Annotated in this window: 16 protein-coding genes; 12 read left to right on the forward strand and 4 right to left on the reverse strand. The window is 63.0% G+C overall.

What is annotated here, in order from left to right; all coding sequences use genetic code 11:
* Nucleotides 1-207: 207 nt before the first annotated feature.
* The gene (locus tag A4C63_RS22750) at nt 208-630 is read right to left on the reverse strand and encodes a hypothetical protein (protein WP_063914698.1); all 423 of its coding nucleotides are present in this window, start codon (nt 628-630) and stop codon (nt 208-210) included.
* Between the two features lie 165 nt (nt 631-795).
* Here A4C63_RS22750 and A4C63_RS22755 point away from each other — a divergent pair, with 165 nt between their 5' ends.
* On the forward strand, nt 796-1,773 hold the full coding sequence (locus tag A4C63_RS22755) for a LysR family transcriptional regulator (RefSeq protein WP_063914699.1): 978 nt from the start codon (nt 796-798) through the stop codon (nt 1,771-1,773).
* Nucleotides 1,774-1,793: 20 nt separating this feature from the next.
* Here A4C63_RS22755 and A4C63_RS22760 read toward each other — a convergent pair whose 3' ends face one another.
* Nucleotides 1,794-2,255 carry a RidA family protein gene (locus A4C63_RS22760; RefSeq protein WP_063914700.1) on the reverse strand — a complete coding sequence of 154 codons (462 nt, stop codon included), beginning with the start codon at nt 2,253-2,255 and terminating at the stop codon, nt 1,794-1,796.
* Between the two features lie 262 nt (nt 2,256-2,517).
* Here A4C63_RS22760 and A4C63_RS22765 point away from each other — a divergent pair, with 262 nt between their 5' ends.
* Nucleotides 2,518-3,204: a hydrolase gene (locus A4C63_RS22765; RefSeq protein ID WP_063914701.1), complete on the forward strand. Its 687-nt coding sequence runs from the start codon at nt 2,518-2,520 to the stop codon at nt 3,202-3,204.
* A gap of 175 nt (nt 3,205-3,379) precedes the next feature.
* Nucleotides 3,380-3,769, forward strand: a complete 390-nt coding sequence (locus A4C63_RS22770) for an AraC family transcriptional regulator (protein WP_063914702.1) — start codon at nt 3,380-3,382, stop codon at nt 3,767-3,769.
* A gap of 32 nt (nt 3,770-3,801) precedes the next feature.
* Here A4C63_RS22770 and A4C63_RS22775 read toward each other — a convergent pair whose 3' ends face one another.
* Complete coding sequence (locus A4C63_RS22775) at nt 3,802-4,980, reverse strand: MFS transporter (RefSeq protein WP_063914703.1); 1,179 nt, start codon at nt 4,978-4,980, stop codon at nt 3,802-3,804.
* Nucleotides 4,981-5,050: 70 nt separating this feature from the next.
* Nucleotides 5,051-6,079, reverse strand: coding sequence for an alpha/beta hydrolase (locus tag A4C63_RS22780; protein WP_063914704.1), 1,029 nt, complete (start codon nt 6,077-6,079; stop codon nt 5,051-5,053).
* Between the two features lie 220 nt (nt 6,080-6,299).
* On the opposite strand from A4C63_RS22780, the gene A4C63_RS22785 reads away from it, so the two are divergent.
* The 9 genes from A4C63_RS22785 (at nt 6,300) to A4C63_RS22825 (ending at nt 15,184) form a co-directional block, all read left to right on the forward strand.
* Nucleotides 6,300-7,286 carry an AraC family transcriptional regulator gene (locus tag A4C63_RS22785; protein WP_082888401.1) on the forward strand — a complete coding sequence of 329 codons (987 nt, stop codon included), beginning with the start codon at nt 6,300-6,302 and terminating at the stop codon, nt 7,284-7,286.
* A gap of 208 nt (nt 7,287-7,494) precedes the next feature.
* Nucleotides 7,495-9,153: a M64 family metallopeptidase gene (locus tag A4C63_RS22790; RefSeq protein WP_063914705.1), complete on the forward strand. Its 1,659-nt coding sequence runs from the start codon at nt 7,495-7,497 to the stop codon at nt 9,151-9,153.
* A 36-nt stretch (nt 9,154-9,189) separates the two neighbouring features.
* Nucleotides 9,190-9,564, forward strand: a complete 375-nt coding sequence (locus A4C63_RS22795; protein WP_063914706.1) for a hypothetical protein — start codon at nt 9,190-9,192, stop codon at nt 9,562-9,564.
* Nucleotides 9,565-9,577: 13 nt separating this feature from the next.
* Nucleotides 9,578-10,198, forward strand: a complete 621-nt coding sequence (locus A4C63_RS22800) for a hypothetical protein (protein WP_063914707.1) — start codon at nt 9,578-9,580, stop codon at nt 10,196-10,198.
* A gap of 1 nt (nt 10,199) precedes the next feature.
* The gene (locus A4C63_RS22805; protein WP_082888403.1) at nt 10,200-10,724 is read left to right on the forward strand and encodes a 3-hydroxyacyl-ACP dehydratase FabZ family protein; all 525 of its coding nucleotides are present in this window, start codon (nt 10,200-10,202) and stop codon (nt 10,722-10,724) included.
* The gene (locus A4C63_RS22810) at nt 10,717-12,009 is read left to right on the forward strand and encodes a beta-ketoacyl synthase (RefSeq protein ID WP_063914708.1); all 1,293 of its coding nucleotides are present in this window, start codon (nt 10,717-10,719) and stop codon (nt 12,007-12,009) included. Before A4C63_RS22805 ends, A4C63_RS22810 begins: the two co-directional genes overlap by 8 nt.
* The gene (locus tag A4C63_RS22815; RefSeq protein WP_063914709.1) at nt 12,006-12,746 is read left to right on the forward strand and encodes an SDR family NAD(P)-dependent oxidoreductase; all 741 of its coding nucleotides are present in this window, start codon (nt 12,006-12,008) and stop codon (nt 12,744-12,746) included. The genes A4C63_RS22810 and A4C63_RS22815 overlap by 4 nt, the downstream gene beginning before the upstream one ends.
* Before the next feature lie 14 nt (nt 12,747-12,760).
* Nucleotides 12,761-13,024, forward strand: coding sequence for an acyl carrier protein (locus A4C63_RS22820; RefSeq protein ID WP_172827549.1), 264 nt, complete (start codon nt 12,761-12,763; stop codon nt 13,022-13,024).
* Between the two features lie 3 nt (nt 13,025-13,027).
* The gene (locus tag A4C63_RS22825) at nt 13,028-15,184 is read left to right on the forward strand and encodes a ComEC/Rec2 family competence protein (RefSeq protein ID WP_063914711.1); all 2,157 of its coding nucleotides are present in this window, start codon (nt 13,028-13,030) and stop codon (nt 15,182-15,184) included.
* The last annotated feature ends 6 nt before the right edge of the window (nt 15,185-15,190 follow it).

The raw sequence follows: 15,190 nt of genomic DNA on the forward strand, positions 1-15,190 counted from the left end.
TGAGCAGCGACAGGCCCAGACTAGAGCCCTGCCAGGGCACCCGCAACGGAAAAAAGGCGGCAACAGTATCTTTGGGAAATGCCCTACAAGAAAGCGAAAAATTCTGATTTTTCGAGACAAGTTGTCATCCGGGACGCCGTCACTCCACCAGGCCGGCATGAGGTGTGGGGTTGCCCGCGAAGCGTGATATTGATGTATGCAGCCCCATCACATCAGGCAATAGAGTTCCGTGACCTGCGCCACAATCTCTCCCTTCGCATCATAGAGCCTCGCCTCTGGCGTCATGGCCATGGAGCGGGCCTCGAGTACATAGCGCTGCCCTGCCTTGAAATGCGCGTAGTCGATGGTCAGATAGCATTGCCTTACCGTGCTGCCCCCCATCAGGCTGATGCCACCACCACCATTGACTTCGTAGTCGAACCTGACGACCAATTCATGGCTGCCGGGGCTGACCTCAAAGAAGCGACCGTCGCGCAGGCGTTGTTTATCCAGGCGTTCGGCCAACAGCACACGGTCATTCGGGAATGGCATCGAGAGATCGACCCAAGCCATCTGTGGGTTGGCAGTGGGCATCGGCGCCTGGCAACCAGCAAATGCAGCGATCGCGAACAACAGTGTCAGCTTGCGCATGGTAGTTCCCCAAAGGCTGCTGGGCTCACTATTCAGGATAACGCCGACAAGTGCTGATGTGTGCATGAAGGGACGACCGAAGCCCCTCATTCCGCTTCATGCTCGTGCTTGGTTCACGCAGCCCCTTCTCGTATGATCGTTGCAATCTGATTTGGAACGGATTTCGTGAAGTCGTTACCTGGAAATGTCCCAACTACCCCCGCTGCCCCCAAGGACGTGAAATGGAACGCGAATGAGGCTGCCAACCAGCTCTCATGGGACGACCTGCGGATCATCAAAACGCTCAGTGAATGTGGCAATCGCGCTGCCACGGCCAAGAAGCTCGGCATCAACGTGTCCACCGTCTCACGCAGGGTCTCCCAGGTTGAAAAGACACTTGGCGTAGCCTTGTTCGATCACCGCAAATCAGGCTATTTGCTCACCATCGAGGGCGCGGAGTTACGTGCGCTCGCCGAGCGCGTGGAGCTGGACATCGTCAGCGTGACGCGGCGTGTCTCACGTGCTGGCCAGGGGCCGCTCGGCAAGCTTCGTATCACCACCAGCGACTCACTGCTTCTTTACTTCCTCACCCCCATCATCGCGGACTTCAAGGCCCTCAATGAAGGCATCACGATTGAGGTGCTGGTGGGCAACGAATCACTGAGCCTTGCACGAGACGAATCGGATATTGCGGTTCGAGCGACCAGGAAACCCGCCGAAAGCCTGGTGGGTCGCAAACTGGCCACAATCGCCTGGGCTCCCTACGGCAGCAGCAACCACATGACGCCTGCTCCTCTGTTCACTGAAGGCCAGGCCTGGGTTTCCTATTCCGCAGCGCTACGCGGGCTCAAGGCAACGAGCTATGTCGAAAACAGGGTCGCTGCCGAGTGCATCTCGTACCGTACCGACTCGGTTGCGGCGGCGAGTGCTGCAATCGCGGCAGGCCTGGGGGTGGGGTTTTTACCCTGCATGTTGGGTGATATCACGCCTGGGCTTGAACGGGTCGGCCCGGTGGTACCGGAGCTGCAGGATGAGCTGTGGCTGCTGACGCACCAGGACATCCGCAAATCGTGGCGGGTCAAGGCATTCATGACCTTCTGTGCAGCTGCCGTTGCCAACCAGAAGCCGTTGATCGAGGGCCAATTGGTACTCCCGGTCACGTAGAGCGAAACCGGGAGTGCAGGTCACTCAGCGCGTGAGCCAAGTACCGCTTTGCAGGTGATTTCGATCAGCTGAGGGCGCTGGGCAAGCCTCGAGACGCCGATGATGTTACTGGCGCATTGAGGCCGCTCTGTGCCGTACGCGGCCTTGCGCACCGTGCCGACCACGGCAAAGGCCGCGTCCATGTCCAGTACGTAGAGCGTCTCTTCCACAACATCTTCAAGCGTCGCTCCGTACAGCGCGAGCAGCTTGGCGATATTGTCGTAGCAGGCGCGCATCTGGTCCCCCATCGAAGAGAAATCACAGGGCCTGCCGTCACGATCCAAGGGTGCCGGCGCGACCAGGTTCCCTTCTTCGTCATGATTGAACTGGCCCGATACGTAGATCTCGTTCCCTACCCGCCGTGCCTGCGTATACCCGTAAGCCTTCTCCCACGGAACGCCCCAATAGGCGGTTTGTTTGTTGAGTAGTTGTGAAGCTGCCATCGCTTTCTCCTGGCGCAAACCGGATCAGGTAGATCCGCGTTTGCGTGCGAATCCTAGCAGCAGGATGAACAAGCGTATGGCGCATTAATGCGCTTCTGAGAGCGCATAAGTGCGCCAGCACTTCGCGCTGCGATTCGCTATCTTTGCTCGGACTCAAGCAACGGGCATCACTGAGGACGTCATCCAGTGCCTCAGCACAGTCTGCAGAAGGCAGGCGCCGTGACTTGTGCGATGACCATCATCCAGCTGACAGGGAACCAAAATGAACAATCCAAAAACTGAAGTCCTGACCCCGTTCAACAGCCAACTGATCTTCATCGATCAGCAGCCACAGATGGCCTTCGGCGTTCAGAGCATTGATCGCCAGACGCTGAAAAACAACACCGTAGGCCTGGCCAAGGCGGCCAGAATCTTCAATGTGCCCACCATCATCACGACGGTCGAGACTGAAAGCTTCTCTGGGCACACCTACCCTGAGCTGCTCGCCGTCTTCCCCGACGCACCGCTGCTGGAGCGAACCTCCATGAACTCCTGGGATGACCAGAAGGTGCGAGACGCGCTGAAGAAAAACGGTCGCAACAAGGTCATCGTATCCGGCCTGTGGACGGAGGTGTGCAACACCACCTTCGCGCTGTCGGCGATGAACGATGCCGGCTATGAAATCTACATGGTTGCTGACGCCTCCGGTGGCACCACCAAGGAAGCCCACGACTACGCCATGCAGCGCATGATCCAGGCAGGCGTAATTCCGGTGACCTGGCAGCAAGTGCTGCTGGAGTGGCAGCGCGACTGGAAAAACCGCGACACCTACGATGCCGTCATGGAGCTGGTGAAAGAACACTCCGGCGCCTACGGCATGGGTGTCGACTATGCCTACACCATGGTGCACAAAGCACCAGAGCGCGTTCAGCACGGCCCAACCCTGGCCCCGGTTGCTGCTACTGTCTGACCATTGCCAGCCCCTGCATCCAGGGGCTGTTCATTGACCCGCTGATGGGTACGCCGGCTGGCTGAGCCAGGCCATCAAATCGAGTGTTTATCGTCTGTAGCCCGCGCCGAGGCTGCAGTGGCCTGCTCTGCCCACTCGAAACGTGCGTGCCCACTTCATTGATAAATGGATTTGTATGAACAGTGATCACTGCACTGTGCTGGCGACTGTCGCACTGAAAACAACCGGGCTCCTCAAGCCCTGGCAGGTCACGACTGCCAAGTGGTTGATACTGGAGAACCTGGACACCGGCATAACGGTTACGGAACTCGCCCAAGCCTGCTCGCTGTCGCGTAGCCATTTCACACGAATGTTCAGGGATACCCTGCAGGTGCCCCCGCAGCAGTGGATGCGTGAGCAACGGTTGCGCAAAAGCAAAGAGCTACTGGGGAGCTCGGGAATGATGCTCGCCGAAATCGCACTGGAGTGCGGCTTCTGCGATCAGTCCCACTTTTGTCGCACATTCGTGAAGGCCGAGGGGATGTCGCCGCAGGCCTGGCAGCGACAAGCGTCCATTCAAAACTGAGCCTTGGTTCACTTAGGGGGCACATTTGTACTCTATCGATGCCGCCCTACCCTCATGGTCAAGGCAGTCGCTACCAAGAGCATCATTCCACTGGCGATGAAGGTCGCCTGGTACCCAACACCGTCATAAAGCACCCCACCCGAAGTCGCACCTACCGTTATCGCCAGCTGTATCACCGCGACCATCAGGCCTCCCCCGGCCTCGGCGTCCTCGGGCAGCATCCTGGCTAGCCAGGTGAACCAACCCACTGGCGCACAAGTGGCAATCAAGCCCCAGCCACCAAGCAGCACCGCCGTCGGGACAATCCATGAACCAGTCGAAATCACAGCGAATGCGACGACGGCCATCAGCAGGGGAATACCTGGCAGCACTCTGAACAGATGCCGGCTTACGAGCGAACCAACCATCATCGTTCCCACCAGTCCCGCCACACCAATGATCAGCAGCAGCAGCGACAGCGTGGGCACGTCCACGTGTGTCACGGTTTCCAGGAACGGGCGAAGGTAGGTAAACAGCGTGAACTGCCCCATGAAGAGGAATGCGACTGCAGCCATGCCAAGCGCAACCTTGCTGTCTCCCAGCAAACGCAGGGGGCCGGTCACCGAAACCGTACCGCGCTCGCTAGGCATTGCCGGCAGCGTAAAGGCTTGCCAGATCAACGCAATTGCAGCCAAAGGTACGACACAGAGGAATGCCCCTCTCCAGCCGATCAGGCCGCCCAGGTAACTGCCGACCGGGGCCGCGATTGCCGTGGCCAGCGCAGTACCGCCCTGCATCACGGCAATGGCTTTGGGAACGAGGGCTTCAGGCGCGATACGCATCATCACCGCGGTGGACATCGACCAATAGCCACCAATGGCGATCCCAAGCACGGCCCGCCCCATCATCAAGGTCACGTAATCAGGGGCAAACGCCACCATTGCGCCGGAAACCAGCATTAACGCCGTGGTGCCCATCAGGACGGGCTTTCGATCAGTCCCCTGCGTCAGGGTGGACAGCAACAAACTGGTGACTACGGCGAAGAAGCCCGAGATCGAAATGGCTTGACCGGCCTGGCCTTCAGTAAGCGACAAATCAGTGGCAAGTGGCGTAAGCAAGCTCACCGGCAGAAATTCGGACGCCACCAGGGCAAAGGCACAGAGTGACATCGCCAGGACGGCGCCCCAGACCTGTCTGCTTGAATGTTGAAGAGGTATCGCTGAGCTGGTCATGGTGGTTCTCGTGGCGCAAGTTACAGAAAAGCAGATGCCCAAGCCGAGCCTGCCGGGCTGAAAGCAGGGGTTACTTGAGGTTTTCGCGGAAGAAAGCGGTCAGCTTGCCAAAGGGAATCAATTCGACGCGATCATAGAGGTCGACATGACCGGCGCCAGGCACGATCACCAGCGCCTTGGGTTCGCCGGCAAGGCGATACGCCTCTTCGCTGAACTCACGCGAGTGCGCGTTCTCTCCCGCGATGAACAGCATCGGGCGTGGCGAAATCGTCTCGATATCATTGAACGGGTAGAAGTTCATGAACCTGACGTTGCTGGTCAGGGTTGGGTGCGTTGTCAGTAGTGGTGGCAGGCCCTTGGGAGTGAACTCACCCCGAGGTGTACGGTAAAAATCGTAGAACTCCCGCTCGATGGCGTTGGAATGCTCGGTCAGCCGATCAACCGTGCCGCTGGTGTACTTGGTATCCCCGCCGGCAAACTCCACATCCCGCTGTGCAGCCGCTTCGGCTATAGCCTGTTTGCGCTGCTCGAGCGTTACACCATGCTTGAGTCCATTGCGATTGGCGGCGCCCATGTCATACATGCTGACCGTGGCAATGGCTTTCATTCGAGGGTCGATCTTGGCTGCGCTGATAGCGAAACTGCCGCTGCCGCAAATGCCCAGCACACCGATACGGTTGCGATCGACGAAGGCTTGGGCACCGAGATAGTCGACCGCCGCACTGAAGTCTTCCGCGTAGATGTCCGGCGATACCAGGTTGCGCGGACGCCCCTCGCTTTCGCCCCAGAACGACAAGTCGATAGCCAGGGTGACGAACCCCTGCTCTGCCAGTTTCTGGGCGTAGAGATTCGAGCTTTGTTCCTTCACCGCCCCCATCGGGTGGCCGACGATAATGGCGGGATAACGGGTATTGCGGTTCAGGTTTTTGGGAACGAACAGGTTTCCGACCGTGTTCAACTGAAACTGGTTCTTGAAGGAAACGCGTTCGAGTGATACCTGCTCACTCTTGTAGAAATTGTTGGCCCCATGGGACATGTCGGCGGCTCCCGCAGTGAATGAACTGGCCATCAGGGCAAACGCAACGAACAATGACTTCATGCACATTTCCTGTCTGCTCGAAATGGAAGTGGTGCGAGGGGCAGTCGCTGCAAAGCACTCTGGCCACCTCGCCTGCCGCCCATCTTCCTCGGTTAAAACGGCGTATCAGTAGATCAAACGAGTGGTTTTCTTGCCTGAATCTCCAGACCATGCCGCCCGGGCATGGACACCTGAACGGACGCGCGAGTAGTGTTTTCCACAAGATGATCGGAGGCTTCCTATGTCCGCCACCACACAACCGCCCTTGCTCACGCACCCGATGGCCACGCTATGCAAGGTCATCGGCGCCCACACGCCAACGGCTGGCGATTTCGCGACACGCATCGCAGACCTCTGCGTCTACCGGCGTAACACTCCAGCCCCACCGATCACCTGCATCGTCGAGCCGAGCATCGTGCTGGTCGTGCAGGGTGCCAAGGAAATGGTCATCGGCAGCGACGTGTTCCCCTATGACACGACCCGCTTCCTGGTCACCTCGCTGAACATCCCCGCCCATTCGGCAGTGACGATGGCCAGCGAAGGCGCACCGTGCCTGGGCCTGGTGTTCAAGCTCGACCTGCGCACACTGGCAGAGTTGATCGCGCAAGATGGCCGTCTTACGGTGCGCGGTGAGTCTGTTCACACAAGCGCCGGCGTCGGTGTGCTGGGCCCAAAGCTGCTGGAGAGCTTCAGCCGACTGATCGAGCTTTTGGAGGAGCCTGATGCGATACCCGTGCTCTGGCCCCTGATTCAGCGAGAAATCCACTATCGGTTGCTGCTGAGCGACCAGGCCCCCCTGCTCCGGTCCATCGCCTCCATCGGCAGCAAGGGGCATCGAATCGCCAAGGCCATCGACTGGCTGAAGCTGAACTACGCCGCGCCGCTGCGGGTAGATGAGTTGGCCTCTCGGGTGCAGATGGGGCTCTCGACCTTCCATCAGCACTTCCGCCAGCTCACCGCAATGAGCCCGTTGCAGTATCAGAAATGGTTGAGGTTGAACGAGGCGAAAAGGCTGATGCTCAATGAACACCTGGATGCCGCCACTGCAGCCTTCAAGGTCGGCTATGAAAGCCCCTCGCAGTTCAGTCGCGAATATGGGCGGCAATTCGGCACGCCGCCAAAGCGCGATATCTCGGAATTACGCCTGGGCGCAGAAAGAATCGAACAGGACGCCCGCCTTCCCATTGCAAAGAGCGGCACGCTTCGTGTGCCCCCATCAATAACGTGAAATCAGCTGATCATGCCCAGCTTGGCATCATCCATCAGCACCACGAATGGGGGTATCTTCGAGGGAGTGGACTTGGGGAGGATCGGGGACCATCTTACGCTTACGTATTGACGACCAGGAAAAACCTATAGCAATATGCCATGAGTGAAGTAAAGTCAGTTTGCGTTTTCCAGTAAGAATTTTGACCTTAGGGATGAGGGCTTTTCTGATGGATGCTGCTGCTTCGTGCTCGAAAATCGTCGACAACGGTACCGACGGAAAACGCTTTCTCATCGCCATCACCGGCGACGGCTTCACCTCCAGCCAACTCGAGGCCTTCCACCAGGCCGTCACCACGCTGATCAGCGGCCTCAACAGCATCGTGCCGATTTCCTGGCGCCTGCAGGACGCTATCAACGTCTACCAGCTCGACACCGTTTCCAGCCAGTCCGGCCTGTCGCCGAACAGCGCCTTGGGCACTGCCAGCTGCGGCGCCTCGGCCAGCAACCTGAGCGCCGACCCGACGAAAGTCAGCGCTGCCCTGACCACCGCCGGCCTCACCTGGCACCTGGCCGTGGTCATCGCCAACACCAGCAGCGCCGGCGGCAGCTTCGGCGGCAGCCTGTGCACCCTGACCCTGGACAGCGGCAACGTTGCCCTGCTGGCCCGGGCCATCGCCCAACTGGTGGCCGGACTCGGCGTCGAATACGCCACCCAGACCGCCAGCTATCCGGACATCGAGCCCAGCAGCCCCAACCTCACCACCAACCTCAACGCCGCCTCGCTGAAGTGGAAGCAGTATCTGACGCCCGGCTTCAGTGCCCTGCCCTCCGATGTGTCGGCCAGCGGCTGGCAACCTTGGATGATCGGCGCCTTCGAAGGCGGCGGCAATTACCTCAAGGGCATCTACCGGCCCAGCCAGAACTGCCTGATGCGCGATCCCGCCGCCGGCTTCTGCCTGGTCTGCTACCACGAGTTGCTGAAGGCTTTCGCGCCCTATCACCAAACCACCGGCCTGTCCTGGCTGGCCAGCCAGAACGGCGTCGGCACCTGGTCGGCTGTGAAGGCCGTATCACCGCCGGTGCAGCCTTCGCCGATCCAGGCGCTGGCCACCACCAGCCTGGCCAGCCGGCTCTTCGTCTTCACCTTGGCCAACGGGGTCATCGGGCACAACTCGGCCACGGTGGTCGGCAACTGGGAAAGCCAGCAACCAATGCCCCTGAGCACCGCCAACGTCGGCCAGGTCGGCGACATCGCCGCCACCCTGGCCGGCAGCGTGGTAGTGGTCGCGGCCCTGTCCGGCAACCAGGTATGGCTGGCCAGCCAGGCGGCCGGTGCGGCGTGGAGCGGCTTCAGCGCGATTCCCTCAAGCGGCCTGCCGGCCGGCTGCACCCGGGTGGCCTGCGCGGTCATCAACGGCCAGCTGTTCGTCTTTGCCTCCGGCAGCAAGGGTATCTGGCTCAGCGTGCGCAATGGCGCCCAGGTCTGGGACAGCGGTTGGAGCGAGGTCAGCACGCGCCTAGGCCTTGACGCCGGCTCGACGATCGACTGCATCAGCGCCGGCGCCGCAGTGCAGGGCCAGTTCGTTCACCTCTTCGCCGCCCAGGGCAGCACTCTCAAGCATGCCAAGGTCAACGCCGCGCGCGCCTGGCAAGGGGTGGAGAACGTCGCCAGCAGCGGCCTGACCCCGGCCCTCGACCTCAACTGCGCGGTTCGCGACGAGGGCTATGTGTTCCTCGCTGCCGCAACGGCCAAGGGGCCGATGGGTGCGACGCGCAATGCCGTGAACTGGCCCAGCGCCGCCACCACTCTTTCCGCCCTGCCGAACACGGTCAGCCGTGTTTCTGCGGGCTTCCTGTCCGGCACGCTTCTGGCCGCGGCATCCTGACCCACCCACACAGCAAAGCCATCATGGAGAACGCTTATGAGTAGTGGCGGCGGCAGCAGTCCAACCCCCAACCGTACCTGCACCGGTACCCTCACCACCTCGCAACGGCTGGTGCTGGTCAGCACCCAGTACAGCCTCAACGGTGCCAACTGGACGACCACCCCGCCGACCTCGGTGGCGGCAGGCAGCAACGCGACCACCGTGTTTGTCGCCAACGGCCAGACGCCGGACGGCAAGGTCACCTACCAGGCCGACGACGGCACCCAGTTCATCCTGCAGTTCACCATGAACGGTACCAACTCCGCGAACATCCTCGGCGTCGGTGGCACGGCTTCGTCATACAACTACAACAAGACCTTCCCCACAGCCGGCGACACCATCACCGTCGCCTACACCCTGTCCAACACCTGAGAGGAAGCCCGTCATGAGCTACACAATGTCCGTGGACCGGGTGATCCAGCTTGCCCGTTGCGACGATTTCCCCGAGGCGAAGATCCGCGAGATGTTCGCCCAGCACAATGCCACCGAACTGCCCCTGGAGATCCTGGCGACTCTGCCGATCCCGCTGCCGGTGAAGGTCTACCTCGCCCTGCAGGACGAGTTCTTCAGCGAAGCGGAATTCCGCGAACTGTCGCTGGCTTTCGCCAAACACGCGGCCAGCAGCGACCCGGTAGTAGGAAGCAACCACTTCGTAAGCAGCACTATCAACGCCTATGAACAAGCCTTGGTGGAGACCCGCAGTCTGCCACGTGGCGTTGCCCTCAACGCCAATATCCGGCAACAGGTCGAGGGCTATCGGGGTGCGGTCAAGGCGTTGATGGAACCCCTGAGCCAGGGGTTGCGCAGTGGCAGTGGCAACGGTACGCCGCTACACACCGTCGCCGCCTATGAAGCTGTATGGTTCGCCGGCTACGAGCACTACGGCATTGCCTGCCGCAACGCAGCCTCCTGCGCGGTGGCTGCGGTGCCCAAGGTGGAAGCCGACGCCGCCCTGCAATGGGTGCTGGACAACGCCGTGGCCGTGACTAAGGCCCGGGCGGCCTGACATGGCCAGCACCAGCGCCGCCCTGGACGTCGCAGCCGCACTCGCTCGTCTGCGTCGTGGTCCACTGCTGCAAGCCACGGCGGGATCCTCCGCCGCGGTTGCCTTTCCGCCCCTGGAGCAGATGCTGCCACACCGGTCGCCGTTCCTGCTGATAGACCGCGTCCTGGCCTGGGACCCGGACAACCATGTGCTGCACGCACAACGCCGCGTCGATCCCGAGGATCCGGTGCTCGGCGGGCATTTCCCCGGCAACCCGATCTACCCCGGTGCGCTCCAGGGAGAAGCCATCGCCCAGGCCGGCCAGTGCCTGCTGCACATGGCCCGGGGCTGCCCGGCGCAACCGCTGGAGATCCTCGCCACGCGGGTGTTCGGCGCCCAGTTTCTTGGCCAGGTGCGCCCTGGCGACATCATGGACATCGAGGTACGAATGCTCGACGACAACGGCATGCTGGCGATCTTCGGCGGGCGTATCAGCGTCGCCGGCGCTGTGCGCAGCGTGGTAGTGATGGAGGGATGTCATGTCTGAAACGCCCCATGTGGTAGTGACAGGGATGTCGGTGCTTACAGCCCTCGGCGAGGACCCCGGTAGCCTGCTCGACAACCTGTTGGCCGGGCACTCTGGCATTCGTCGCTGGAGCAGCTTCGACCGCCAGATCGCGACCAAGGTTGGTGGTAGCCTGGAAGGCTTCGATCCGCGCCCGCGCCTCTGCGCCCTGGCCGACAGCCTCACGGATGCACCGCGCCTGCGCCTGCGCCGGGCGAGCAACCGTCTGCCCTGGTCCACCGCGCTGTCGGTGCTGATGGCCGGGCGCGCCTGGCAGGACGCCGGGCTGTTCGACCTGCCTGCGGGTGATGACGGCGAAACCGCGATCATCGTCGGCGGCCACAACATCGGCCAGAACTATTACTACAACAATTTCCGCCAGTTCGAGCAGGACCCCGACCATATCGACGTTCAGTTCGGCCTCGCCGGGCTGGACACCGACCATGCCGCGGTGGCTTCGGAAGTCCTCGGCATCCGCGGCCCCGGCTACAGCGTCGGCGGGGCTTGCGCCAGCGGCGCCCTGGCGCTGCGCGCGGCGTTCAACGAGATCCGTTTCGGCGATGCCCAACGGGTCGTGGTGCTGGCCCCGGTGCTCGATTACTCGCCGCTGGAGCTGCACGCCCTGGCCCTGATGCAGGCGGTCAGCCAGCGCTCCTTCAACGATCACCCGGAACAGGCAAGCCGGCCTTTCGACCGCCGCCGCGAAGGCTTCGTCCCGGCCCACGGCGGCGCCTGCCTGGTCCTCGAACGTGCTGACCTCGCCCAGGCCCGCGGCGCCGAGCCGCTGTGCGAAGTCCTCGCCGTGGCCGCCCGCTCCGATGCCAGTCGCCAGCCAAGCCCGCAAGAAGATGGCCAGACCCGCACCATCCAGGCTGCCCTGCGCGAAGCCCGCCTGCAGCCCGGCGATATCGATTTCATCTGTGCCCACGCTACCTCGACGCCGCTGGGCGACCTTACCGAAGCCCGCTCGATCCGCCGGGTGTTCGGCGCGCACCTGGACCGGCTCAAGGTCAACGCACCGAAATCCATGCTCGGCCATACCTGCTGGTCGGCGCCGCTGGTGGAGCTGGTGGCGGCCATCGCGCAGATGCGCGCCGGTCAGTTGCACCCGACCATCAACCTCGACGACCCCGACCCGGAACTCGACTTCGATGTCTGCGCCGCCGGTGCGGTGGCGCATCCGGTGCGCTACCTGCTGAAGAACGCCTTCGGCTTCGGCGGCAACAACTGTGTGGCGATCCTGGGTCGCTGGGAGCCCCGTCCATGAACTTCCTCGTCACCGGTGGCAGCCGCGGCATCGGCCGACGCATCGTCGAACAGGCGCTGCTGGCCGGCCATGATGTCGCCTTCACCTGGAACCAGGACGCCGCAGCCGCCACCGCGCTGCAGCGCCACGCGAAGGAAATAGCCCCGCAGCGGCGCTGCCTGGCCCTGCGTCTGGACATGGCCGATGGCGCAGCCATCGATGCCGTCTGCGAAGAGGCCGACCAATTGCTGGACGGCATCGACGTGCTCGTGGGCAATGCCGCTATCAACCGCCCAAGCCTGGCCGTGTCACTGCCTGACGCCGACTGGCGGGCGGTGATGGAAGTCAACCTGGACGGCAACTTTCGCCTGTGCCGAACCCTGCTGCCGGGCTTTATCGCCCGTCGCCGCGGGCGCATCGTGCTGCTCTCCTCGGTGGCCGCGTACGGCATGAGCGGGCAGATCGCCTACAACGTGTCCAAGGCTGGGCTGATCGCCATGGCCGCCACCCTGGCGCGCGAATACGGGCGCCGCGGCATCACCGCCAACGCCTTGGTGCTAGGCCTGGTGGACACCGACATGAGCCGCGAGACGGCGGCGCCAAAAACCTTCGAACACTGGCTCGGGCAGTGCCCGAGCGGCCGCCTCGGCACGCCAGACGACGTGGCCCAGGCCGTCCTGTACCTGGCCTGCGACGGGGCCGCCTTCATCAACGGCCAGGCCATCCACCTCACCGGTGGCCTGAACTGGGTGCCATGACAAGGAGCGACGCTATGCACGATATCCACGAGATGGTTCGCGAAGTGGTCCTGCGCCATACCGAGGCCGCCCTGGCCTTCCTCGACCTCGGCCCGATCGACACCCAGCTGCGCTTCGACCACCTCGGCGCCAGCAGCCTGGACATCATCACCATCGTCTCCGATGCCATGCGCGAACTGCGTATCAAGGTGCCGGTAGAGCAGCTCAATTCGCTGTCGAGCATCGATGCGCTGATCGACACCCTGAGCGGCGCCGTGGCCGCCCGCGCGAGCGCCTGAGCCATGGCCTGGTCGCTGGAGATTCACCACATCGATGTGAAGAAGGCCGGCGACGCGACCCTGATCGTCGCGAAAAACCCGGAAAATGCCGAGGGCCAGCGGGTCCGTGCGGTGCTGATCGACGGCGGGCGCAAGGACGCCGCGCCCCACGTGTACAGCTACATCACCGACAAGGCCGGGCTGGCCAAGGTCGATGCCGTGGTCGTCACCCACTACGACGGCGACCATCTGGGCGGGGTGGCAGCATTGCTCGAGAAGCCGGTGACCACCTTCGACACGGCGCGTGTCTACGACCGTGGCTGGCCAGCCTTGGGGCCCAGTGACCTGTACTTGCGCTACCTCACCTCGATCAACCGCAAGCCCGAACGCAACCGCGTGACCCGCGCTGTGCAGGCCGCAGACCTGAAGCCCAGCATTACCTCCAGCATGGTGTCCAAAACCGGCAGCCCAGCGGTTCCCGCCGGTGCCACGGCCTTCCAGGTCAGCCAGGCGATCAACCAGGCCCCGCAATGGCTGCTCAGCGGCCCTCAGGCAGAACTCCTCCAGCTCAGCGGCGACCGCGCACCGACCTTGACCTGCATCGCCTGCAACCAGTGGGTGCAGCGCCCCAACGGCACCCCGGTCAAGGCCGCACAGGGGGTCAGCGAAGCGGAGAACGCCTGCAGCCTGGCCTTCCTGCTACGCTTCGGCGAATTCACCTACTACATCGGTGGCGATATAGAGGACCCCCAGGAAGCCCTGATCGCCCAACTTGCCAACCCCAACGACGATGCCGCCGGCCGTGTCCTGGTAGTCAAGGCCAGCCACCATGGCGCCGACACCGCCACCTCGGCACAATTCCTCCAACGCATGCGTCCGCTGGCGGTGATGGTTTCCAACAGCACGGGCAACCAGCACGGCCACCCGGCTGCGGCCACGGTCGACGTGCTCAACGGCTATCCCCGCGGCAACGGCGTCACCCCACCCCCGCCGCCGGCCTCGCCCGGGCGGCCACGGCGCACCTATTTCACCGGCTTCGACAGCGCCGAGAACATGAGCAATGCCTTCGTCACCCTGGGCATCGTTGCCGGTGATCCGAATGCCAGCAACCGGCCCGGCAACCTACTGGTGAAGGTCAGCGAGGCCCAGGCCTTCGCCAACCGCAACTTCCCGGCCAGCACCTGGCGCGCGGTGCTCGCGATTGCCGATATCGCCGCCAAGGCCGTGGGCCTGACGCCCAACCCGGTGGCCGCCAAGGCCGCTGCCGAAGCGGCGGTCAAAGGCACGCTGGTGGATGTGGTCACGGCGCTGGCCAACACCACCGAGGCGCGCGATGCGGCGACCGCCTTGTGGATACTGCGCAGCAAGACCAGCGGCGGAATCAATAGCGAGTACCTCGCCCGGTTGAGCGTGCAACCCCTCGACCAGGAAGACTGGCTGGACGCGATCGACGCGCAGCGCAGTGCCCTCCAGCGCGCCGCCAACATGGACGACGTCTACCGTTGCGTCGACAGCGCAGCGCAAACCGCCGCCACCGCCAGTGCGGCGGTGCCCGGTCCGCTGGCCGGTTTCGCTGCGCTGGCGGACTGTATCGACGGGTTGGGCACGGCGTACCAGTTGGTCAACCGCTACGTGCCCCTGTCCGAATACACCGTCGCCGCGCAAGCCGCGAACGACCAGGCCACCCGGGCACGGGACATCCTCAGCAACGGCGCCGGACGTGTAGCGGCCCTGGCCACCCAGGCCGCGACCGCCGCGCAACGGGTGCGCGGTGCCGGCAACCAGGCCCAGGCCTTTCAATTGGCAGGCGCCGCCCTCGACGCTGCCGAAAAAGCCTGCGAAGCCGCTGGCGAAACCTTCTATGACCTGGGCAACTGCTACAAGCTGACCGCCCGCGCCGCTGCGAACCCGAGCCCGGCCCTGGTGGGGCTGACCATCACCCGCGCCTGCGGCAGTACCCAGGCTGGCGTGGTTACCGGCGCCATTGCCGGGGCAATCTGCGGCAATGGCCGGCTCGACCCGGCCAGGCAGGCGCTGCATTACGCCCTCGACACGGTCAAGGTCAACTCGTCGACGGCACTGGCCGCTCTGGGTGAAGCCCTCACCGGGGGCGAACCGTTGTTCACCGTCAGCTACTACAAGGCATCAGCCAACAAGGACGTACAGGACTCCCTTTCCTGAGGCGGA

Origin of the sequence: Pseudomonas sp. p21, from assembly GCF_001642705.1 — a bacterium.
In the GTDB taxonomy this organism is placed as follows: domain Bacteria; phylum Pseudomonadota; class Gammaproteobacteria; order Pseudomonadales; family Pseudomonadaceae; genus Aquipseudomonas.